Annotated in this window: 18 protein-coding genes; 8 read left to right on the forward strand and 10 right to left on the reverse strand. The window is 35.0% G+C overall.

Annotated elements, in window-relative coordinates:
• Positions 1–63 precede the first annotated feature (63 nt).
• The 3 genes from ACSVH5_RS00340 to ACSVH5_RS00350 form a co-directional block, all read right to left on the reverse strand.
• Entirely contained in the window at positions 64–1,914 is a 1,851-nt protein-coding gene (locus tag ACSVH5_RS00340; RefSeq protein WP_438059477.1) for a M56 family metallopeptidase, read from the reverse strand.
• Between the two features lie 5 nt (positions 1,915–1,919).
• A complete protein-coding gene (locus tag ACSVH5_RS00345; protein WP_024982158.1) occupies positions 1,920–2,276 on the reverse strand; it encodes a BlaI/MecI/CopY family transcriptional regulator in 357 nt (118 codons plus the stop codon).
• 134 nt (positions 2,277–2,410) lie between these two features.
• A complete protein-coding gene (locus ACSVH5_RS00350) occupies positions 2,411–3,628 on the reverse strand; it encodes an MFS transporter (RefSeq protein WP_438059478.1) in 1,218 nt (405 codons plus the stop codon).
• Between the two features lie 93 nt (positions 3,629–3,721).
• Here ACSVH5_RS00350 and ACSVH5_RS00355 point away from each other — a divergent pair, with 93 nt between their 5' ends.
• From ACSVH5_RS00355 to ACSVH5_RS00375, 5 genes are all read left to right on the forward strand, one after another.
• Positions 3,722–4,324 carry a DUF1684 domain-containing protein gene (locus ACSVH5_RS00355; protein WP_438059479.1) on the forward strand — a complete coding sequence of 201 codons (603 nt, stop codon included), beginning with the start codon at positions 3,722–3,724 and terminating at the stop codon, positions 4,322–4,324.
• A complete protein-coding gene (locus ACSVH5_RS00360; protein ID WP_438059480.1) occupies positions 4,325–4,981 on the forward strand; it encodes a TatD family hydrolase in 657 nt (218 codons plus the stop codon). It abuts the gene before it with no gap.
• A 371-nt stretch (positions 4,982–5,352) separates the two neighbouring features.
• Positions 5,353–6,066 (forward strand): tRNA threonylcarbamoyladenosine dehydratase, encoded by a 714-nt coding sequence (locus tag ACSVH5_RS00365; RefSeq protein ID WP_438059481.1) that lies wholly within the window; start codon positions 5,353–5,355, stop codon positions 6,064–6,066.
• An 89-nt stretch (positions 6,067–6,155) separates the two neighbouring features.
• Positions 6,156–6,821 (forward strand): HAD family hydrolase, encoded by a 666-nt coding sequence (locus ACSVH5_RS00370; RefSeq protein ID WP_438059482.1) that lies wholly within the window; start codon positions 6,156–6,158, stop codon positions 6,819–6,821.
• Positions 6,822–6,883: 62 nt separating this feature from the next.
• A complete protein-coding gene (locus tag ACSVH5_RS00375) occupies positions 6,884–7,729 on the forward strand; it encodes a DUF2911 domain-containing protein (protein ID WP_438059483.1) in 846 nt (281 codons plus the stop codon).
• Between the two features lie 91 nt (positions 7,730–7,820).
• Here ACSVH5_RS00375 and ACSVH5_RS00380 read toward each other — a convergent pair whose 3' ends face one another.
• On the reverse strand, positions 7,821–9,527 hold the full coding sequence (locus ACSVH5_RS00380) for a sodium:solute symporter (protein ID WP_438059484.1): 1,707 nt from the start codon (positions 9,525–9,527) through the stop codon (positions 7,821–7,823).
• A 120-nt stretch (positions 9,528–9,647) separates the two neighbouring features.
• Entirely contained in the window at positions 9,648–12,179 is a 2,532-nt protein-coding gene (locus ACSVH5_RS00385) for a PIG-L family deacetylase (protein WP_438059485.1), read from the reverse strand.
• Between the two features lie 552 nt (positions 12,180–12,731).
• On the opposite strand from ACSVH5_RS00385, the gene ACSVH5_RS00390 reads away from it, so the two are divergent.
• Positions 12,732–13,691 (forward strand): alpha/beta hydrolase, encoded by a 960-nt coding sequence (locus ACSVH5_RS00390; protein WP_438059486.1) that lies wholly within the window; start codon positions 12,732–12,734, stop codon positions 13,689–13,691.
• Between the two features lie 36 nt (positions 13,692–13,727).
• On the opposite strand, the gene ACSVH5_RS00395 is transcribed toward ACSVH5_RS00390, so the two are convergent.
• The 5 genes from ACSVH5_RS00395 to ACSVH5_RS00415 form a co-directional block, all read right to left on the reverse strand.
• Positions 13,728–14,264 carry a mechanosensitive ion channel domain-containing protein gene (locus tag ACSVH5_RS00395; RefSeq protein WP_438059487.1) on the reverse strand — a complete coding sequence of 179 codons (537 nt, stop codon included), beginning with the start codon at positions 14,262–14,264 and terminating at the stop codon, positions 13,728–13,730.
• 10 nt (positions 14,265–14,274) lie between these two features.
• Positions 14,275–14,856, reverse strand: a complete 582-nt coding sequence (locus tag ACSVH5_RS00400; RefSeq protein ID WP_438059488.1) for a Maf-like protein — start codon at positions 14,854–14,856, stop codon at positions 14,275–14,277.
• Positions 14,849–15,775, reverse strand: a complete 927-nt coding sequence (locus ACSVH5_RS00405) for a geranylgeranylglycerol-phosphate geranylgeranyltransferase (RefSeq protein WP_438059489.1) — start codon at positions 15,773–15,775, stop codon at positions 14,849–14,851. Before ACSVH5_RS00405 ends, ACSVH5_RS00400 begins: the two co-directional genes overlap by 8 nt.
• Positions 15,776–15,892: 117 nt before the next feature.
• Complete coding sequence (locus ACSVH5_RS00410; RefSeq protein ID WP_438059490.1) at positions 15,893–16,420, reverse strand: KdsC family phosphatase; 528 nt, start codon at positions 16,418–16,420, stop codon at positions 15,893–15,895.
• Entirely contained in the window at positions 16,404–17,165 is a 762-nt protein-coding gene (locus ACSVH5_RS00415; protein ID WP_438059491.1) for a Rossmann-like and DUF2520 domain-containing protein, read from the reverse strand. The genes ACSVH5_RS00410 and ACSVH5_RS00415 overlap by 17 nt, the downstream gene beginning before the upstream one ends.
• Before the next feature lie 199 nt (positions 17,166–17,364).
• Between ACSVH5_RS00415 and ccsA the strand changes: the two genes are divergently transcribed.
• Positions 17,365–20,556 (forward strand): cytochrome c biogenesis protein CcsA, encoded by a 3,192-nt coding sequence (ccsA, locus tag ACSVH5_RS00420; protein WP_438059492.1) that lies wholly within the window; start codon positions 17,365–17,367, stop codon positions 20,554–20,556.
• 132 nt (positions 20,557–20,688) lie between these two features.
• Positions 20,689–21,276, forward strand: a complete 588-nt coding sequence (locus tag ACSVH5_RS00425) for a glutathione peroxidase (protein ID WP_438059493.1) — start codon at positions 20,689–20,691, stop codon at positions 21,274–21,276.
• Positions 21,277–21,411 lie beyond the last annotated feature (135 nt).

The following is a 21,411-nucleotide window of genomic DNA, read 5'->3' on the forward strand; positions in this document are numbered from 1 at the left end:
AAAAAATGAGCCCGATGCATTCGGACTCATTATGAATTTGTTTAGAAAAGATTTATGAATAGACTATATTTTTTGCTTTTTTTGTGCTTCTGCTCTGGTTTTTTCAAGCTCTTTTCTAGCTTTTTCTATTTCTTGTTTTGCTTTATCCATTTCTGCTTTGGCTTTTTGCATTTCTACTTTGGATAATTCAAGTTCTTTCATTGCACGCTCCATTTCAGGTTGCATTCTTTCTTTATCTTCAGCGGCACGAATACTATTCGCTATAGCGCGCTCTGCATCTGCTTGAGCTCTTCTAACTATTTTGTCCACATTTACCTCGGTTTTACCATCTTTTGTAGTAATTACTATTACGCCATTTTTGCCATCGTCTCCATATTTCTCTATTGAAACATCACCTTTATAAACATCCATTCTTTCGATTGAATTAGGATCTAATTTGGAATTTAAGTCCTCCATATTTACATCCACTTTTTTTCCATTGATATACACTATTGGTTTTTCACCATTTTTGCTTCTGGTTACGATTACTCTTTTTTGGATTTGAACTTTTGGTGCATTTGGTGCATCTAAAGCATCTTTAGCTTCTGGAGCGTCTGCTGCATCAGGAATATTAGGTACAACTTGTGGTGTTATATCCTCTTCATCATCACTAAAAGAAAAAGCAAAGTTTGATTCTTCGTCGTCTGAAGAATTTAGTACAATTCTTTTATTGATTTTTCCATTAGGATTGGCTTTTCCAGTATAAAATCCGATACTTGATTTTCCGTTACTATCCGTGTTTTTGATAAAGGTAATAGGCGAAATAGGACGATCACTATCTACTTGATTGGTTCCTTTGTTACCGTTTTTGTCATCAAATTGCACTTTGATTCCTGTAATTTCTTGATTCGCATTACGCTTAACTTTAGAAACTTTAAGGTTTATGCCGTGCAGGTCTTTCAGTACTTGTGCTTCTTGTTTTAACTTGGCATCAGTAGTGTTTTTATCAATAACCAAGATAATATCTTCTGTTGTTGATTTGGACTTTGTGGTGTTTGTTGTTATATTCTCCTGTGCCAAAACCTTAATTTGGAAGATAAATACAAAAGCGATTAAAGCAGGAAGTATTAGCACATACTTCCACGAATTCCATTTTTTTGATTGATTTTTGTTTAACATAACGATTCGTTTTTTGATTAATGATTGATAAAAATGATTGGTAAGGGCAACACAATTTTCGTGTGTTGTTATTTTTACAAGTGCCATTTGATAGGCCTTTTTGTCGTTAAGTCGTTTAGTAGCCTCGCTATCAGCAATGAACTCAAGGTTTTGTAGTATGGCTCTTTGGTACAGCCAAATAAAAGGATTGAACCAAAATACAATACTAAAAAAACGAATAATCAAAACATCTATGGTGTGATGCTGTTCACTATGCACTTTTTCGTGTTCTAAAATACTTTGCAATTCTAATGGTGAATACAAAGAAGAGTTGAAAACAATCGTGTTGAAATACGAAAACGGTGCTATTTTCTCTTGAACATCAATCAGTTTGAAGTCGGCTTGTTGTTGTGCTTTCGTTTTATATAAAACGCGATTCAAACTCCAATAATCCATTCCGAATTTGATAAAAAACAAAGCAGAACCTACTATATAAATCACAATGGCAGTCAAATACCAATTTATTTCAAAGGTTTCCTCTGGCGTGGCTTGCTGAAGTGGCAGTTCTGAAATAGGAAAAGTGATTGGAGTAGGGTTTACCCAAACGATTTTGGTAATGTAAAATAACGGAAGCACCACAGCTGTTCCAAGTCCAGCGAGTAAGAAAAAGCGATTGGCTGTAAAAAAGGTTTCTTTTCGCAGCAAGAAATAGTAAGCCAAATAAAATAAGGCAATCAAACCGCTTGCTTTTAGTAAGTAGATATAGATGGTTTCCATAGCACTTATTTTTGTTCTATCATCGCTAATATTTCACGTAACTCTTCAGCAGATATTTTTTCTTCTTTCGCAAATTGCGATACCATATTCTTGTAGGAACTGCCAAAAAAAGTTTCTATAGCATTCGACATAAATTTCTTGCGATAGTCTTCAATCTTAACGACAGGGAAATATTGATGCGTATTTCCAAAAGCGTTGTGCGATACATATCCTTTCTCTTCTAGATTTCTGACAATGGTAGAAAGGGTGTTGTAGTGGGGTTGTTCTTCTGTGATTTCAGCTTGAATTTCTTTTACAAAAGCTTTTTTAAGCTTCCATAAAATGTGCATAATTTCTTCTTCCTTGTTGGTTAATTTTTGCATCTTGATTAGGTTTGATGTATTGACAAAACAAACCTACAACTATTTTTGTAGTTGACAAACTAAAAATATAGTTATTTAACTAAATTTTAAGTTATTTAAAATTTTACCATCTTAAAATGCAGTAAAATAAGGGGTTATTGGTTTTCTTTTTTAACTAATCGCATCACCCAAACACAACCAAAAATGGATAACGCACCCAATAAAGCCATAAAAATCCAATTGTTTTGGTAGCCAAATCGACTGATGATATCCATTCCAGTTTTGGAACTAACGATATGCGCCAAACTAAAACTCATCGTAAAAAGTGCCATATAACGACCTTCGTGTCCCTTGGGAGCTCGACTCAAAGCAAAAGAATTCGAAAAAGGAAAAATGAACATTTCTCCAAAAGTGATAAACAATAAACTAATCACTAAAAAGCCCACCCAAAAATTGAACAACAACGCTAGGAAACTAAATGACATACAAACGCAGCCCCAAAGAATGATTTTGAGTTTGTTCACGTTTTTGCGTTGGGAAGCGCTTACGATAGGCATTTCTAGGAAAAAGATAATCAATCCATTCAACGACAATAGCAATCCGCTTTGAAATTCAGTCAAGCCAAATTGTTCTTTATGGTACAAAGGCAAAGTAGTAAACAATTGAAAAAATAAAACCGCTGTTATGAAACAAACAAACAAGAAAATCCAAAAAACTGTGTCTTTAAAAACCGAGATTCTTGTAGCATTGATTTCTTTCAGTTTTTCTTTGTCTATAGTGCTTTTCTTTTCTTTTACCAAAAGGGCAAAAATCAAAATAGAAACAATACAAGAAGCACCATCTACCCAAAACAATCCTTGATAGCCCATTCCCATAATGATTAAACCGCCCAGCGCTGGTCCAGCTGCAAAACCGAGATTTACAGCCAATCGCACTAATGTCAAGGCTCTCGTTCTGTTTTCTGGTTTGGCATAAGTTCCTAATGAGACAAACATCGCGGGTCGAAACATATCGGCTATAGACATAATAAAAAACATACTGAAACACAATCCCCAAAAGGAAGTCACATATTGCACAAAAAAGAACAAAACGCCAGTAGTAAATAAACTGAAAATCATTATTTTGTAGAAACCTATTTTATCCGATAGTTTACCACCTAGCCAAGAACCTAGCATAGAGCCTAAACCAAAACAGACCATAATCCAACCAACTTGCCCAAACGAAAAACCAAGGTCTTCTTTCAAGTATTTGGACAAAAAAGGCAACACCATTGTTCCAGCTCGATTGATAAAAGTCATCAAAGTTAGTATCCAAATTTCTCTCGAAAAACCTCGGTAATTGTCAAAATAGCGTTGAATGGCAGTGGTCAGCATCTTTTTTTTCGTTTTGCCAAAGGTAGTAACTTTGTTTGGAAGCACTTTGCTGACTGCTAACTTTAAGTTATTTTTGCCAAAAACGACTAAAAAATGAAAAAAGCACTGCTTGTATTGATGATTATTTGCTCAAATTGGACTTTCGGACAAGCTCAAAAAGGTAGCGAAGCCGTAGAAAAATTTCAAAAAGAACTCAATGCAGAATATGCTTCGGCTGAAAAAAGTCCTTTGCTCAAAGAAGATTTAGCCGTTTTCAAAAGCTTGGATTTTTTTCCTTACAATTCCAACTTGCAAATTGAAGCTCGTTTCGTTCGTACGCCGAATGAGAAGGTGTTCGAAATGAAAACCTCTACGTCAAGAAAGCCTTTGTATGTTAAATTTGGAGAAGCCCATTTCAAAATCGACGGAAAGGATTTAGTGCTAAATATTTATCAAAACATCGAACTTTCCAAAAAGAAAGAATATGTAGACTACTTGTTTTTACCTTTTTCTGACCTGACTTGCGGCAAAGAAAGTTACATCGGCGGACGCTACATCGATTTGAAAATCCCAACAACTGATACCATTTTTATCGATTTCAATACGGCTTACAATCCATATTGTGCTTATAATCACAAATATTCTTGCCCCATAGTACCGCTTGAAAATGATTTGCCAGTAGCCATAAATGCAGGAGTAAAAAAGTTTCACGACTAAATGAAGTATTTCAATTTACATACGCACAAAGCCACCCAAAATTCCAACCGAATCGAGTTGGTCAATCAGTACCCTAATGAGTTCGAGAACTCTTTTCCCTATTATTCAATAGGAATTCATCCTTGGTATATTGTGGAGGAGCGGCTAGCAAACGATTTAGAAATAATCGAGCAACAACTCCAAGACCCCAATTGTTTGGCATTGGGCGAGTGCGGTTTAGACAAGCGAATTACCATTCCGTTCGAGTTACAACAATCCGTTTTTGAGCAACAATTGCAGCTAGCGCAAAAGTACAACAAACCCGTGGTGATTCATTGCGTGGCGGCCTATCAGGAAGTAATAGCTAGTAGTAAGAAACTAAAAATCAGCGTTCCGCTACTCATTCACGGATTCTCAAAGAACGAAACCGTGGCACAATCGTTACTCAACAATGGATTTTATCTGTCTTTTGGGAAGTATTTGGTTCAAAATCCAGCCTTGGCAAGCGTTTTTCAAAAAGTGCCAGACCATCAGTTTTTTCTAGAAACCGATACTATCGAAAACGGAATCGAGGAAGTCTACGCTTTGGCCGCCCAGTATAAAAACACAACTGTCAAAGCCATACAACAACAAATCAACGCAAATAGTAAGCAAGTTTTCGGACTAACTCTCGATTGATTTTTGATAAAATGATTTTTTAGGAGCAGAAAAAATAGGCATTTTAGCCAGCAAAGTCCCGTTATCCGCTATATCTTTGCTTATTTAAAGAAAAAAAGCAAAGGATGCCGCTCCTACCGGGGCTAGAAGGGAAAATTGGGGATTTTTTGGAAACATTAAAAAAATTAAAAATAGATTCAAATAAAAATAAAGAAACATATCAGTCATTGAAAGTTTTAGTAATCGTTTAAAAGTTGAAATTGATACCTAAGCTTTCAAAAGCATTAAAGTTTCACTTTTATGCCCTTTTTAATGATTTAAATAATAAACATTAAAAACTAAAATGACTTAAATGTTTATAAAACAATAAAGAATAACTTTAAACAAAGAATATGGCAGAGTGGACAGAAAGAGCCGAGCTTTTATTTAAAGCCGAAGGATTACAAAAATTACAAAACGCTAAGGTATTAGTCGTAGGACTAGGAGGAGTAGGCTCGTTTGCCGCCGAGTTTTTGGCAAGAGCAGGCGTAGGGAATATGACCATTGTAGATGGAGACGTGGTAGATATTACCAATATCAATCGCCAATTACCAGCCTTACATTCCACTGTAGGGCAACCCAAAGTAACTGTGGTTGGCGACCGATTAATGGACATCAATCCAGCACTTAACCTTACCAGAGTGCAAGAATTTCTATCACCAGAGAGAGCCTTTGAAATTGTAAACAATGACTATGACTATGTTTTAGATTGTATTGATAGTGTTACTCCAAAAATCAATTTAATTTTAGGTGCTCGAAGATATAGAGTAAAAATTATAAGCAGTATGGGTGCTGGTGGCAAAATGGAGGCATCAAAAGTAAAAGTCGCTGATATTTCAAAAACGATCAATTGTAGTTTTGCACGTACCATCAAAAGACGTCTGAAAGAACATGATTTATTCAAATTGAAAGTTGTTTTCTCTTCAGAAATTCAAGACCCTACGAGTTTGAAATTAACAGATGGCTCCAATTTTAAAAAATCATTTTACGGAACCAATAGCTATATGCCAGGTCTTTTTGGATTGCATGCTGCCGAGACTGTTATTCGCCATTTACTGAAGAATTAGTCCTTAGTACCTAGTAATTAGTAATTTGATCAATACAAACAAAGCGACTCAGAAACTTAGCTTCTTAGCAACTTAGCAACTTAAAAAATATGATACAAACTGTAATTTTTGATATGGATGGTGTAATTGTAGATACAGAGCCTGTTCATCGTTATGCTTATTACCAACTATTTGACGAATTAAATATTACTGTTTCCGAGGAAATGTATACTTCTTTTACTGGTTTTTCGACTCGCAATACGTTTCAATTTTTGAAAAATCAGTTCAATCTACAACAAGAAGTAGAACATTTGATTCAAGAAAAACGCAACCGTTTCAATGACGCCTTTGATACCAAAGAAGATTTGACTTTATTGGATGGTGTTGAAAATTTGATTAAAGATTTGCATCAAAACGGAATGCAATTAATCGTTGCTTCTTCAGCTTCAAAAGTTACGATTGATAGAGTGTTTACTCGTTTCAGTTTGCATCAATATTTCTCTCATATTGTGAGTGGTGAAGACTTTCCACAATCCAAACCGCATCCAGCTATTTTTGAGCACGCAGCCAGTTTATCAACTGCTCCAAAAGAAAATTGTATCGTTATTGAAGACAGTACTAATGGAGTAAAAGCCGCCAATGCCGCTGGCATTTTCTGTGTTGGTTATCAGAGTTTTCATTCTAAAGACCAAGATTTAGTTACAGCAGATATTGTGATAAACGATTTTAATGCCATTAATGCAAAAACGGTTTCCAATTTCGGATTCAAATTATAATAAAATTAACAAATCAAAAGCTTCTTATTTGTAAATTTGAGCCACTAACTTAAAAAAATAACATGAAAAAAATTATTATTGCTTTAGCAATTTTTATTGCTAATTTCACAATTGAAGCACAAGTAAAAACACCAGCACCAAGTCCGAAAGCTACTATTATGCAAACGGTTGGTTTAACGGATGTAGAAGTTGTGTATTCAAGACCTGCTGCCAAAGGAAGACCCGTTTTTGGGAATTTAGTTCCTTTTGGAAAATTATGGAGAACAGGGGCAAACGCAAACACTACGATTTCATTTTCAGATGATGTAGTGATTGATGGTAAAACCTTGAAAAAAGGAAAATATGCTTTGTATACGATTCCAAAAATCGAAAGCTGGGAAATTATTTTCTATACGACTACAGACAACTGGGGATTACCAGAAGAATTCAAAGAAGCTAATGTGGCTTTGAGAACTACTGTAAAAGAAGAAGCTTTACCAAAAGCAGTAGAATCTTTCACTATCGGAATCAATAATTTAGATTTGAATTCAGGGCATTTGGATTTGGCTTGGGAAAATTCTTCAGTATCAATGAAATTTGAAGTGCCAACAGAGAAAATTGCAACTGCGAGTATTGAAAAGGTTTTAGCAGGTCCATCTGCAGGAGATTATTTCTCAGCAGCACAATATATTTTTCAAGCTAATGGCGATATAGTAAAAGCTAGAACATATATTGACAAAGCTTTAGAGATGAGCAAAGAAAAACCTTTTTGGTATTTACGTTTAAAATCTTTGATTCAAGCCAAACAAGGAGATAAAGCTGGAGCTATTGAAACAGCAAAACAATCTCTTGCAGCTGCGGAAGCCGCAAAAAATCAAGATTATGTAAAAATGAACAAAGACAGTATTGCGGAGTGGAGTAAAAAGTAGTTCCCTTTATTGTAAAAAAAATAAATCCCGTTCTTGTCAAAAAGAGCGGGATTTTTTTTGAAGTTATTAATAAATTAATTGCTTTCAATTGCTATTTTTTTTTACTAAACATTTGAATCACTACAGAAAGAATAATCGTCAATAGTGCACCTATAAAATTCAACCATAAGTAGCCTAATTTTTCTTCGCCACTCGGATAGATGAAAATCGCAAAATAATAAATGATAAAAATCGTAATTTGACTGATTACTGCACTATAAAACACCGCTTGTGATTGTACTTTTTTTATAAAAAAACCTACTAAGAATATCCCTAGTACAGTGCCATAAAATATAGAACCAATAATGTTTACTAATTGAATTAAGTTCTCGAATAAGGTGCCAATACAAGCAAAAAGTATGGCAATTACGCCCCACATCAAAGTGAAAAACTTCGTAGCATTCAAATAATGAGTCTCAGATTTTTCGGTCTTCAGATTGCGTTTGTAAATATCAATTGCTGTGGTTGAAGCCAAAGCACTCAATCCAGAAGCAGTCGAAGACATAGCTGCCGAAAGAATTACTGCCAATAGCAAACCAATTAAACCCTTGGGAAGATAGTTGAGTACAAAATGAAAAAAGACATAATCTTTATCATTGGTTTCGCTATCGGGGTCTGCTTTTGAAATAATGTCTTTGGCGCGGTCGCGTAAATCTTTTTCTTTATTTGATAAAGCTACCAATTCCTTGCGCAAAGTGGGATTGTCATAATCCTGATTCAATTGGTCGATGTACAAAAGATTAATTACTTTCTTGTCTTCAGAAAGCGCATTAAGTTTGTTTTCTAAGGCTTGATATTCCTTTTTGTATTTCGAATTTTCAATCACCGTTTTGTTATTCGGATTGAAGTTAAGCGGAACAGGATTGAATTGAAAAAAGACAAAAACCATAACACCAGTCAATAAGATAAAGAATTGCATCGGTACCTTGAGGAGCCCATTCATAATCAATCCCATCTGACTTTCTCGAACCGATTTTCCAGACAAATACCGTCCTACTTGTGATTGGTCAGTTCCAAAATAAGCTAAAGCCAAGAAAAAGCCTCCTGTAATCCCACTCCAAAACGTATATTTTTGTTCTGGATCAAAAGAAAAATCTACAATGTTCATTTTGTCATTGGCTCCTGCAATGTGCAAGGCACTAGAGAAAGTCATATCGTTGGGCAAATAGTGTAAAATCAGGAAAAAAGTAATGAACATACCAGACATAATCACAAACATCTGCTGCTTTTGCGTCACGTTTACGGCTTTGGTTCCTCCAGAAAAAGTATAAATAATCACCGAAATCCCAATGAAAATGTTCATATAGGTCAAATTCCAACCTAATATAGCCGATAAAATAATAGCTGGTGCATAGATGGTCAATCCAGTACCTAATCCGCGTTGTACTAAGAACAAAACCGCAGCTAAGGAACGTGTTTTTAAATCAAATCGTTTTTCTAAATACTCGTAGGCTGTATAGACTTTGTATTTGTGATAAATAGGAATGAAAGTCGCGCATATTAACACCATTGCGATGGGTAACCCAAAATAGAACTGTACGAAACCCATACCATCGTGATACGCTTGCCCAGGAGTGGATAAAAATGTGATTGCACTGGCTTGAGTTGCCATCACAGAAAGACCAACTACGTGCCAAGGCGTTTCGTTATTACCTAAAATGAAATCTTCAACGTTTTTACTTCCTTTGGTTTTCCAAACGCCATAAATGACAATGAATAAAAGGGTGGTCAATAAAATAATCCAATCAAATAATTGCATGAGCTAGGCGTATAATTTCATAATAAGACAAAAAATCAATATGTAGACTATATTGGCCACCAATACATAGGTGTAGTCCTTTTTCCAAATTTTTTCTTTATTGGGTTCCATAGTGTGGGGTTAGTTGTTAATTTTTGGAGCAGGCATTTTGGTTTCTGATTTTACAGAAATGGTATTGGCCATCAATTTAAAAGCGCCAATAACGCCTTCTGGAAGTTCTCTAAAAAAGCTTAATCCAGTGTAAATATAGTTGCCTTTTCCGTAAGGTGCTACTAATAAAGCCCCGTTTTTTGGAGTTTCACCTTTGTCACTAGAGGATAAGATAGGAGTGAAGGCAGCATCAAACGTATTTGGATAGTACAATCCTTGTTCTTGTTTCCAGCCTTTGAAATCATTGGAAGTAATCTTATTTGGGTAATTCAAAATAGGATGGTTAGGAGCCAAGAAACGAACTTCTGCATCTTCTTCCGTTACTCGGTCACGAGAAACTTTTAGCGGATAAGGAGCAAGGTTGGGTGTCACCAAATCATCCGTGGTGTTATACTGAACAATCATTGTTTTGCCTTCTTTGACAAATTCAAATAAAAGCGCTTGTTTGTTGGCCAAAGCCTGAACAGTATTGTAGGCTCGAACTCCTGTCATCACCACATCAAACGTAGCCAAACGCTCAGGGGTGATTTCTTCGGGTTTCAAAATAATTACTTGATAGCCCATCTGCTCTAAGCTTGCTGGAACTTCATCGCCAGCGCCCATAATGTAGGCGATTTTTTCATTATTGGTTTTCAAATCTACACGCAAGAACTTAGCCTCAGCATTTTTAAGAACTTGTTGTTTAGTGATATGATTAAAATCGATATTGATTTGGCTTTTGTTCAATTGTTTGTCACCAATAACCACTATACTTTTGGCTACCATCTCTTGATTGTTTTTAGGTGGAGTCACGGTAAAATAAACGGTTTTTTCGTTTCCTTTTTTATCCAAATTTACTTCGATAAAAGCGGGATTTATTTTCCAATCTTTTCCTAATTCCAACTGTAAGATTCCTTTAACCGCATCTTTACCAGCTTTGACTTTCACGCCAACGGTTTTGCTTTTTTCATTGGTAAATAACAAAACTTTTTCGGTAAAGGATGATGTGGCTTCCGGAACGATATCCAAGAAATTGTACATTTCACCTTTTACATCGTCATTGTATTTGTAAACGACTGTACGTTCAAAGGGAATTTCAACACCTTCAATGCTTACGGTAAACACGACTTTGGCATCTCTTTCTTTTTCAGGTAGTCCTATTTCAGTAGGATTACTAACGGTGTACATTCCCACAGTAGCTTCTTCAGCCAACCAATACGGTTGCGTGTACGCTATAGTTTCTGGTAATTGCAAATCAAGAGCAAAGTTGAGTAGTTTGTTAGGTTGTAAAGTTGCATTCTGTACCGTTGTGCTTTGGTTAGGTAATGTGGTCACACTTTTTAAAACCATTGGAATTGTAGAGCGATTAATGGCTTCTATCTTTAATTTCAAACTACTTCCAGGCGTCGTTTCTTGAGTTGGAGCAACGGCCTCTAGGTATAATCCAGCGCAGGCTGCAATAATTTTTTTGGTTTCGGCTGCTTTTTGTTTTGACCAATGATTTTCGTCTAATTGCAACATCATTTGGTAGGCTTTAACTAGTTTTGGAATGCTAGCCGAAGGGTTGTTATGATTGAATTCTTTGCTAATCAAAGTAAGGAGTTCACCAATGGCTTTTCCTCCTTTAACACGATTCCAGCTCGTATCAATTCCGTCAAAAAGAGATCCATTTGTAGGGACTCTTTCACCATTTAAAAATTCTAAGTATTCCGTTTCTTCACCTCGAGTTCCTGTGCTTCCAAATCCTTGTGATTGATGAGAACTTCTGCTCAATGCAGCAATTTCTTGGTTGGATTTTCCGATGTTTGGGTAATAAACCCCAGTTTGCATCGCAATTAGATTAGTTTTGTCTGCAGCATTAAATTTTTCTTGCGAACCATAAAACCACCATGAGGTATTAAAGAATTGGCGTTTGGCTTGCCAAGGCTGAACGTATTTAAGTTGTTCCGGATAAACAGAAGGATTATTGGTTAGATTAAAACTTTCGACACTCAACATTGCTGATGCGGTGTGATGTCCGTGAGTCGTTCCTGGAGAGCGATGGTCAAAACGGTTGATGATTACATCGGGTTGGAATTTACGAATTGCCCAAACTACATCGGCTAGGACTTTTTCTTTCTCCCAAATGGCCAAGGTTTCGGTAGGATTTTTGGAGAAACCAAAATCATTGGCTCTAGAGAAAAGTTGCTCTCCACCATCAATTTTTCGTGCTTCGATCAATTCTTGCGTACGAATAACCCCAAGCAGTTCGCGCAGTTGTGCACCAATTAAATTTTGACCTCCATCACCTCGAGTTAAAGATAAATAGGCGGTTCTGGCTTTGGTTTCATTGGCTAAATAGGAAATCAATCGGGTATTTTCATCATCTGGATGAGCCGCTACATAAAGTACGGAACCCAGAAAATTGAGTTTTTGAATTTGGTTGTGAATTTCAACCGAGTTAAGTTTTGTAGGTTTTTGTGCAAAAGTTAAGGAAGTGGATAGTAATAAAAGGAAGGCCGTTTTAACTATAGACTGCTGCATAGATTTTTTTGTTAATGATAGGTTTCAAAAATAGTAATATACTTTTTGTGTTGTTGGATAATTTATGTTAATGTTTTGGATTGTCGTGTTTTGGTAGGGCAAACGCACCATTTATTTTTTCGCCACGAATTTAAAGAAAGTAAAAAAACTTTGACTGCAGCTTGGCTAACTTTGTTTACCATTGATTCGCTGATTTTCAAAGATTAAAAAAAGTGTTAGATAGAATCGGCAGCTTGGCTAACTTTGTTTACCGCTAATTCACTGATTTTAAAAGATTAAAAAAGTGTTAGATAAAACAATATTACTAAGTACTATTTTTTGTGTTATTAATATTTAAATGACACAAATCTTATCTTTCTTTGGTGGATTTTTGCTATTTATAATATTCTAATTTGTGTTAGTTTGTGTAATTGCTCCGCCAATTTGATAACGCTCGGGTTGTGGCTAGTTTTTATTTTTTTAAACTCATGCGTTTGCCTTGTGTGTTTTTGTAAAAGATTATGTTTAACCATAGATAATTCTTAACTTAGAAGCTCTTCTTATTCTATGTTTATGAAAGACGTTACATATTTCTCTGATTGTTTAGGAGACGGATTTGAGTATACCACAATCGACCAACCCGATGATTATGAAGGTAAAGTCATTGCAACTGTAATCAGAAAACAGTGCAGTATGCCCAGCACCAAAGCGGTCTTGTATGTACATGGTTTTAATGATTATTTCTTTCAGTCGGAGATGGCTCAAAGATTTAATGAAAAAGGGTATCATTTTTATGCTATTGATTTACGTAAATATGGCCGTTCTACTTTGCTCCATCAGAAGAGTAATAACATGCGTAGCTTAACAGAATATTTTTCCGATTTGGATGAAGCTTTAACCATAATTCGACAAGAAGGTAATGAACAGATTTTGTTATCGGGGCATTCAACAGGCGGTTTACTGGTTACTTTATATGCCTCAAAAAGAATTGGTAAAGAAAAATTTGACGTTGTTTTTTGTAATAGTCCGTTTTATGATATGAATATGCCAGAGTATCAAAAAAAAATAGTAATACCGTTTGTTGCATTCATAGGTAAGCTTTTTCCAAATGTATTGGTTCCAGGAAAATTTTCTGAATGGTACGGATACAGTTTGCATAAAGAGCAAAAAGGAGAGTGGGAGTATAATCTCAATTGGAAACCCCATTCAGTACCAGCCTTAAATGCAGGTTGGATTAATGCCATACATCAAGGTCATTTGGCAATGAAGCAAGAAGTAATTGTTGCAAAACCAATTCTAATAATGCATTCTAATCAATCTATTTACTCTAAAAAATGGTGTGATTCTTACTTTGAAGGAGATGCTATTTTACAGGTAAAAGATATCATAAATGGAGCCAAAAAAATTCTTGCGCCAAAGCGTACTATAATAGCTATAGAAGGTGGAATGCACGATTTAATTTTGTCTCCAATGCAAGTCAGAGAAAAAGTATATACTACCTTGTTTGAATGGTTGAAAGGCATTTTGAAGTAATTGTATAACTTAATTGAAGGTTAACCTTGCTTAATTTTAATCGGTAAATTCAGCTGGAGATTCTATTGTTCCTTTTTTGATAATCGATATACCTTTTTGAAAAAAGAGATTATTTGGATAAATAACCATTTCTCCTTCTTTAGATCGGATAGTAACATGATAGGCACCGATATCAATAATTTCGCCTTCGACAGGATACTCTTTGTCATGAATTAAAATTACATCACCAATTTTGAATGGAAATGAAAAAAACAATATAATGCCAGCAGTAATATTACTCAAGATAGACCATTGTGCAAACATTGCCACACCAATGATTGTTGCGATAGATGAAAGGGTAATAAAAATATCTTTGGCTTGTACGCCCCAAATCAAAATCACTGTAATGATGGCCAAAATATGGATTAATATATGGATGTATTTAATGACTAAATTGGTTCGTCTCTCGATAATTTCACTAGATTTAGCAAATCGCCTTACTAATTTTGTCACCAAAGCACGGGTAATAAAAACGAATACCAACAAGACCAATGTGCTGATTTCTTCTTTTAGATAATGATTTAAAAAATCCATAGGAGTTAAATTAAAGTTGACTAAGATACTCAAATACTTTGTCAGTTGGCAATCCCATGACATTAGTATAGGAGCCTTCAATTTTAGAAACACCAATGTAACCAATCCATTCTTGAATTCCATAAGCTCCCGCCTTATCAAAAGGTTGGTAATTGTCTAAATAATAATGAATGGTTTCGTCACTCAATGCATTAAAAGTGACTTTTGTGGTTTCAGAAATGACTTCTGTTTTCTTTTTCGTTTTAAAACATACCGAAGTGATGACCTCATGTGTGTTGTTGGATAACGACTTCAAAATTTCAAAGGCTTCTTGAGCATCTTTAGGTTTTCCTAATGGGGTGTTTTTGTGCCAAACAATAGTGTCGCTAGTAATCAGAAGGTCATTATCTTGTAATTCACCCTCGAATACATTGGCTTTCAGTAGCGATAGATAGTTGGTGATTTCTTCACCTTTTAAAGTAGTAGGAAAAATTTCTTCCACTTCTTTGATTCGGATTTCAAAATCTAAATCCAAATCTCTAAAAAATTGTTGTCTTCTGGGCGATCCCGAAGCCAATATAATACGATACGGAGCTAATTTATTTTTAAGCATGGTGTTGAATAGTGTAAGTAAGAATAGGCAATAGAAAGAGTCCAAAAAACACAATCCATTTTAGAACTGTACTCAAATGGTGAAATTCAGTTTTGACTTTTGCAGTTGTTATTTTTATGGTAAAATACAAAAAAGGAGCAATGATAAATAGTAAGCTGTACAACGTAATGAGATGCAAATCATTCAAAATAAAGTAGCGATAGATATAGTTAAGAAACAACCCAATTGGGATCAGACTCAAAATGGCTAGTAATTTGGTCGTTTTTGAAATACCTAAACGAATGGCTAACGTATTCATTTCTTGTTGCTTATCGCCTTCTATATCTTCTAAATCTTTAGTCATTTCTCGAATCAAATGAAGCATAAAGGCAAAAAAAGCATAGTCGATTAGTATGCTGAAAATTTGTATCATTTGTCGTTGATTCTCTGCATAGGTCACAGGAAATAAATCAAAAACTCCAACAATCAAAACACTTAGAGCTAATAGTAATGAAATAATGATATTTCCAACCAAAAGCATTTGTTTTAGAGTGGTAGCATAAAAATAGAGTGTCGCAGCTATCAAAATAAACAATGCGGCAAAATTAGGTTTGTCAATCACATTCGAAAGATAAAAACCAATACCTACACCAATAATGGTTAAAACTACATACAAGTTATACGCTTGACTCTCTTTGATGGTTTTACCAATAATTACTTTTTCGGGTTTGTTGATGGCGTCAGTATCTTGGTCAAAAATATCGTTGATGACATAACCACCTGCCGCAATGAAAAGCGTGGCTAAAACCAACAAAACATATTGAAAGTTGGATAAAGCCAAGCTGCAATTTTGTTCTTTTAAAAAACCGAAACGCAAAATCATTTGCATAAGCGCGACTAACAGTAAATTTTGGTAACGTACTACTTGGAGGTATTTCATTGTTTTTGGACGGTTTTAGTTTTATAATCTTGAATTGGATTTTGATTCTGAAACTTCAGTATTAGTTTTTTAATTCTATTTTCTGCCTTCTGACATCTAACTTCTGATATCTAACTTCTAATCATGTTTTCCATCAAAGCTTTCCATCCATTTCCCTTGTACTTTCATGACTTGCTCAATGACATCTCTAACAGCACCTTTTCCGCCATTTTTATGTGAAATGTATTTTGAAATGGCTTTAATTTCTGGACTTGCATCTTGAGGACAAGTAGGTAATCCTACCAATTGCATCACGTGGTAATCAGGAATATCGTCTCCCATGTACAGAACGTTTTCGGGTGCGATACCATAAACATCGGTATACTCATCAAAAGTAGCCACTTTATCGGGAGTACCTAAATGAATGTCGGTGATGCCCAAATTTCTCAAACGCACTCGAACGCCTTCATTGCTTCCTCCTGAAATAATACAAACATTATAGCCGTTGTCAACGGCTGCTTTTAATGCGTAGCCATCGCGAATGTTCATTGTCCTAAGCATTTCGCCGGCGTTATTTACAAACACAGAACCATCAGTAAGTACGCCATCTACGTCAAATACAAACGTAGTAATATCATTCATTATTTCTTTATAACTTTTTGCCATGATTTTGTATAGATTGGGTTAAAATTTTATAAATAGTGGATTGATTTTCATTGGATAAAAAAGATTCATGCGCCGCTATGGTCGAAATATCATTGCGTTTAGCAGGCCCTGTTTGAGCTTCTTTTGGGGATAAAGTCAGGAGTTTCTCCGCAGTTTCGAGTATTAAAGGTTTTAAAATGTCGAACGGAACGTGGTTTTCGTTGCAGATGTCATTACCTAATTGATATAAATAGTTGGTAAAATTATTTACAAAAACTGCAGCCACATGCAATGCTTTACGTTGATGAGAGTTAATAGCGTGAACATTGTCTGAAATGGCAGTTGCAACTCTCTCTAAAATGGGATAATCCTCTAGGGTAGCGGTTTCAATACATATCGGAATTACTTTGAAGTTTACTGGTTTTCCTTTAGTAAATGTTTGTAAGGGATAAAAAACTCCTTTTCTATTTTTGTTATTCAAAAATTCTAAAGGAGCTGCTCCAGAAGTATGTACAACCAAGCGATTCTCAAAAGGTAATTGTGCCGACACATGAGCTATGGCGTCATCAGAAACGGCAACGATATAAAGATCAGCTTCTATTAAATCAGAGTACTTCGAAATAATTTTTCTTGAATCCAATTCAGGAATTACTGTAGTAGTGTTTCGTGCATAAACCTGTACAATTTCTATTCCTTTTGTGGTTAGAAATGTCGAAATTAGATGTTGTGCTATGTTGCCAGCACCAATAAGAGTTACTTTGATCATCTCGCAAAAATAGTGATTTTTTTAGAGTGATAAAAGGGATTGTTTTGTCTTAAATAATATGTTGCTTCTAACAATTTCAATCGTTTTCGAACTTGCATTTGAGGCTTAATTTTAGATTTAATTAACAAGTGTGTTCGTTTCATATCAACAATATTTAAGTACTTTTGCGACACTTTTACAAAATCAATTCATAACATAAATGGATAAAAAATACTACTCCTTTTTATTTTCTACACGTTTGATGGCTGTTTTATTTATTGCTTACGCTGTAGCCATGGCGACAGGAACTTTTATCGAAAGTAAATACAATACCGATACAGCAAAAATATGGATTTACAATGCTTGGTGGTTTGAAGCTATTCATGTGTTTTTCTTGATTAATTTCTTCGGAAACATCAAAAGATACCAATTATTAAAAAAAGAAAAATGGGCTACATTACTGCTTCATTTGGCTTTTATCTTTATCATCATTGGGGCTTTTATTACTCGTTATATCAGTTACGAAGGGATGATGCCTATCCGAGAGGGAGCAGCGGAAAGCCGTATTTATTCCGACAAAACCTTTGTTACTGTATTTGTTGATGGCGAGTATAAAGGACAACCTAGACGTCGTACTTTCGAAAAACCAGTGTTATTGTCTCCAGTAACCAACAATGATTTTTCGATTGCTAATGAATTTGCCGATATTCCTTTCGAAGTCAAGTACGAAAACTTTATCATGGGAGCCAAAGAATACATCAAACCCGATCCTAAAGGAATTTTGTATCTAAAAATAGTAGAAGCTGGTGAAGGTGGGCGAGAAGAGCATTTCATAAAAGAAGGCGAAGTACAAAACATTCACAATGTTTTGTATGCTTTGAATAAATTTACCGAAGGTGCAATCAATATTACGACTTCAGGAAAAGAGTATACTATTCAAACTCCTTTTGAAGGTAACTTTATGCGCATGGCCGATAAGTTGCAAGGAAAAGTAAGTAAAGATGTGGTGCAACCCTTGATGCTACGTTCATTATATTCTATTGGTGAGAAGCGCATTGTATTTCCAGAACCAGCTGTTAGAGGGGTAATTGCTTATGAATCGAATAATGATTTTAAAGCCAAAAATCATGAAGATGCTTTAGTATTGAGCATCACTTCACAAGGAAAGACTGAAAAACTAACGATTTTGGGCTCCAAAGGAAAAGTAGGTGAACCTAAAACCGTAAAAATCGGAAAATTAGATTTTGCTATTTTCTACGGAAGCAAAGAATACCAATTGCCATTCAAAGTGAAGTTGAACGATTTTATTGCCACCAAATATCCTGGAACAGAAAAGAGTTATTCGGCTTTTGAGAGTCAAGTTACCGTTTTGGATTCCAATGAAAATTTTGATGCCCGTATTTATATGAATCATGTGTTGGATCACCAACAATATCGTTTCTTTCAATCCTCTTTTGATCCCGATGAAAAAGGAACAGTGCTCTCCGTAAATCATGATTTCTGGGGAACCAACATCACCTATTTGGGTTACTTTTTATTGTATTTTGCCATGATGGCCATTTTATTTACCAAACATTCACGTTTTAGCGATTTGAAAAGAAAACTAGAAATAGTAAAGAATAAGAAAGCGAAATTAATTACTATCTTCTTGTTATTTTTTGGATGGCAAGGTTTTGCACAAAGTCATGAAGGACATAATCATACTGAGGGTGATGGACACAATCACGAACAAGCTGTAATGCATACCCGAAATTCGCCAACCGAAGCTGAATTGGATGCGCTGTTGAAAACCAATACTGTCAAAGCAGAACATGCGGCTAAATTTGGACGATTGATTATTCAAGATGCAGGTGGAAGGATGAAACCAATCAATACATTTTCGTCTGAATTGTTGAGAAAGGTGAGTCATTCAGACACTTTTAAAGGAATGAATTCGGATCAGGTTTTCTTATCCATGACACAATTTGCGAATATTTGGTTGGAAGTACCTTTGATTTATATTAAATCTGGAAACGATAGTATTCGTAAAATTATCGGTATTGATAGCAAAGCTAAATTTGCTCCATTTATCAAATTTTTTGATGAAAAAGGAAATTACAAACTGTCTCCTTATTTGGATGCTGCTTACAAAGCTGCAAACCCGAATCAGTTCGAAAAAGATTTTATCGAAACCGATAAAAAAGTCAACTTGATGGAATCGGCGTTGAGTGGACGCATCTTGAAAATTTTTCCAATTCCTAATCATGAAAATTCAAAATGGGTTTCTTACTTAGAATTGAATGAAGCAGGATTGAAAGGCATGGATTCAACCTATACTAAAAGCATTTTGCCTTTGTATTTTGGCACCTTGAATACTGCCATTAAAACCCAATCGTATGATACCTCCGATGAATTGTTGGAAAGTATTAATGGATATCAAAAGAAGTTCGGTGCCAAAGTAAGACCTACCGAAGAAAAAATCGACCTTGAAATTGCCTATAACAAATATGATGTTTTTCAGAAATTACCGTATTTGTATTTATTTGCGGCTGTTATGATGTTGATTTTTACTATCATTCAAATATTTAAAGATAGAAAAGCGTTGCGTATAGTAATTAATGGATTCCATGTTTTTATTGGTGTTTTATTCGCTTTGCATACTTTAGGATTGATTGCCAGATGGTATATCTCAGGTCACGCGCCATGGAGTAACGCTTATGAATCAATTATTTATATTGCTTGGGCTACCATGTTCTTTGGATTGGCTTTTGACCGAAAATCTAAACTAACTGTAGCATCTTCGGCTTTTGTTACGGCAATGATTTTAACTGCCGCTTATGCCAATTGGATTGATCCTGAAATTGCCAATCTTCAACCCGTTTTGAATTCATATTGGTTAATGATACATGTGGCCGTAATTGTAGCGAGTTATGGACCATTTGCACTAGGGATGATTCTTGGATTTGTTTCTTTGTTATTGATTTTCTTTACTAATGACAAAAACAAAACCAAGATGGATTTGAACATCCAAGAGTTGACGTATATTAATGAAATGGCCTTAACTATTGGGTTAGTGATGCTAACGATAGGAAACTTTTTGGGTGGCCAATGGGCTAATGAAAGTTGGGGCCGTTATTGGGGTTGGGATCCAAAAGAAACTTGGGCTTTGATCAGTATTATGGTGTACGCTTTTGTAATCCACATGCGATTCGTGCCTTCATTAAGAGGAAAATGGGTCTTTAATTTGATGAGCATGTATGCATTTCTTTCGATTTTGTTCACGTATTACGGGGTAAATTTCCACTTGGTAGGCTTGCATTCTTATGCGAGTGGTGAAGCAAAATCCTTAAGTTGGATTTGGTATTCTTTAGGAACCATTACATTCATTGGAGCTTTAACGTATCCAAAATATAAGAAGTATTACAAAAAATAATTGTAATAGGTTTATTATGAAAATCAGCTGATACAACGTCAGCTGATTTTTTTTGTAAAAAATTAACTTTTGTTGAGTCAATTAAGCTAGTTTTGAAACAAAAAAATAGTTATTTTTATAAAAAATTTCAAAATGAAAAATTTAATTTCAATAGTAAGCGTAGTGTTACTATTTTTTAGTTGTCAAAATCAAGCACAAACCTCAAAAGTTAATTCTACAGTTATGACTACCAATCTTGCCAAAGAAACCATCTATCAATTCAAAGTAACTGATTTGTATGGTGAAACCTTTGACTTTGCTACGTTAAAAGGAAAAAAAATAATGATTGTTAATACTGCTTCCAAGTGTGGTTTGACACCTCAATACAAAGATTTAGAAGCCTTATATAAAGAATACAGCAGCAAAGGATTTGTAATTGTAGGTTTTCCTGCCAATAATTTTGCCTCACAAGAACCTGGAACTAAAGAGGAAATTGCTACATTCTGTCAACAAAATTACGGGGTAACTTTCCCTATGATGGATAAAGTTTCTGTTAAAGGAAGTGATATGTGTGCTGTATATCAGTTTTTGACTCAAAAAGCTAAAAACGGATTAATGGATTCTGAGGTAAAGTGGAATTTTCAAAAATACTTATTGAATGAAAAGGGAGAGTTAGTTGATGTAATTGCTCCAACTACGTTGCCAACCGACCCAAAAATTGTGAATTGGATAAAAAGTTAGTTTGTTTTTAATATTTGTTTTTTGGTAATTTAATTGTCAAGAGAGTTTGCTAAGCAAGCTCTCTTTTTTTTTTTGGAAAGTTCAATATTTTGCAAAAAAAAGAACCGCAAATTCGCAAATTTTATATTGCTAAAT

It is taken from the genome of Flavobacterium sp. RSSA_27, from assembly GCF_051547125.1.
Taxonomy (GTDB): Bacteria; Bacteroidota; Bacteroidia; order Flavobacteriales; family Flavobacteriaceae; genus Flavobacterium.

Bases quoted from the DNA above. Each gene is read 5' to 3' on its own strand.
- ACSVH5_RS00340 (WP_438059477.1), bottom strand. From the start codon at position 1,914: ATGGAAACCATCTATATCTACTTACTAAAAGCAAGCGGTTTGATTGCC.
- ACSVH5_RS00345 (WP_024982158.1), bottom strand. From the start codon at position 2,276: ATGCAAAAATTAACCAACAAGGAAGAAGAAATTATGCACATTTTATGG.
- ACSVH5_RS00350 (WP_438059478.1), bottom strand. From the start codon at position 3,628: ATGCTGACCACTGCCATTCAACGCTATTTTGACAATTACCGAGGTTTT.
- ACSVH5_RS00355 (WP_438059479.1), top strand. From the start codon at position 3,722: ATGAAAAAAGCACTGCTTGTATTGATGATTATTTGCTCAAATTGGACT.
- ACSVH5_RS00360 (WP_438059480.1), top strand. From the start codon at position 4,325: ATGAAGTATTTCAATTTACATACGCACAAAGCCACCCAAAATTCCAAC.
- ACSVH5_RS00365 (WP_438059481.1), top strand. From the start codon at position 5,353: ATGGCAGAGTGGACAGAAAGAGCCGAGCTTTTATTTAAAGCCGAAGGA.
- ACSVH5_RS00370 (WP_438059482.1), top strand. From the start codon at position 6,156: ATGATACAAACTGTAATTTTTGATATGGATGGTGTAATTGTAGATACA.
- ACSVH5_RS00375 (WP_438059483.1), top strand. From the start codon at position 6,884: ATGAAAAAAATTATTATTGCTTTAGCAATTTTTATTGCTAATTTCACA.
- ACSVH5_RS00380 (WP_438059484.1), bottom strand. From the start codon at position 9,527: ATGCAATTATTTGATTGGATTATTTTATTGACCACCCTTTTATTCATT.
- ACSVH5_RS00385 (WP_438059485.1), bottom strand. From the start codon at position 12,179: ATGCAGCAGTCTATAGTTAAAACGGCCTTCCTTTTATTACTATCCACT.
- ACSVH5_RS00390 (WP_438059486.1), top strand. From the start codon at position 12,732: ATGAAAGACGTTACATATTTCTCTGATTGTTTAGGAGACGGATTTGAG.
- ACSVH5_RS00395 (WP_438059487.1), bottom strand. From the start codon at position 14,264: ATGGATTTTTTAAATCATTATCTAAAAGAAGAAATCAGCACATTGGTC.
- ACSVH5_RS00400 (WP_438059488.1), bottom strand. From the start codon at position 14,856: ATGCTTAAAAATAAATTAGCTCCGTATCGTATTATATTGGCTTCGGGA.
- ACSVH5_RS00405 (WP_438059489.1), bottom strand. From the start codon at position 15,775: ATGAAATACCTCCAAGTAGTACGTTACCAAAATTTACTGTTAGTCGCG.
- ACSVH5_RS00410 (WP_438059490.1), bottom strand. From the start codon at position 16,420: ATGGCAAAAAGTTATAAAGAAATAATGAATGATATTACTACGTTTGTA.
- ACSVH5_RS00415 (WP_438059491.1), bottom strand. From the start codon at position 17,165: ATGATCAAAGTAACTCTTATTGGTGCTGGCAACATAGCACAACATCTA.
- ccsA (WP_438059492.1), top strand. From the start codon at position 17,365: ATGGATAAAAAATACTACTCCTTTTTATTTTCTACACGTTTGATGGCT.
- ACSVH5_RS00425 (WP_438059493.1), top strand. From the start codon at position 20,689: ATGAAAAATTTAATTTCAATAGTAAGCGTAGTGTTACTATTTTTTAGT.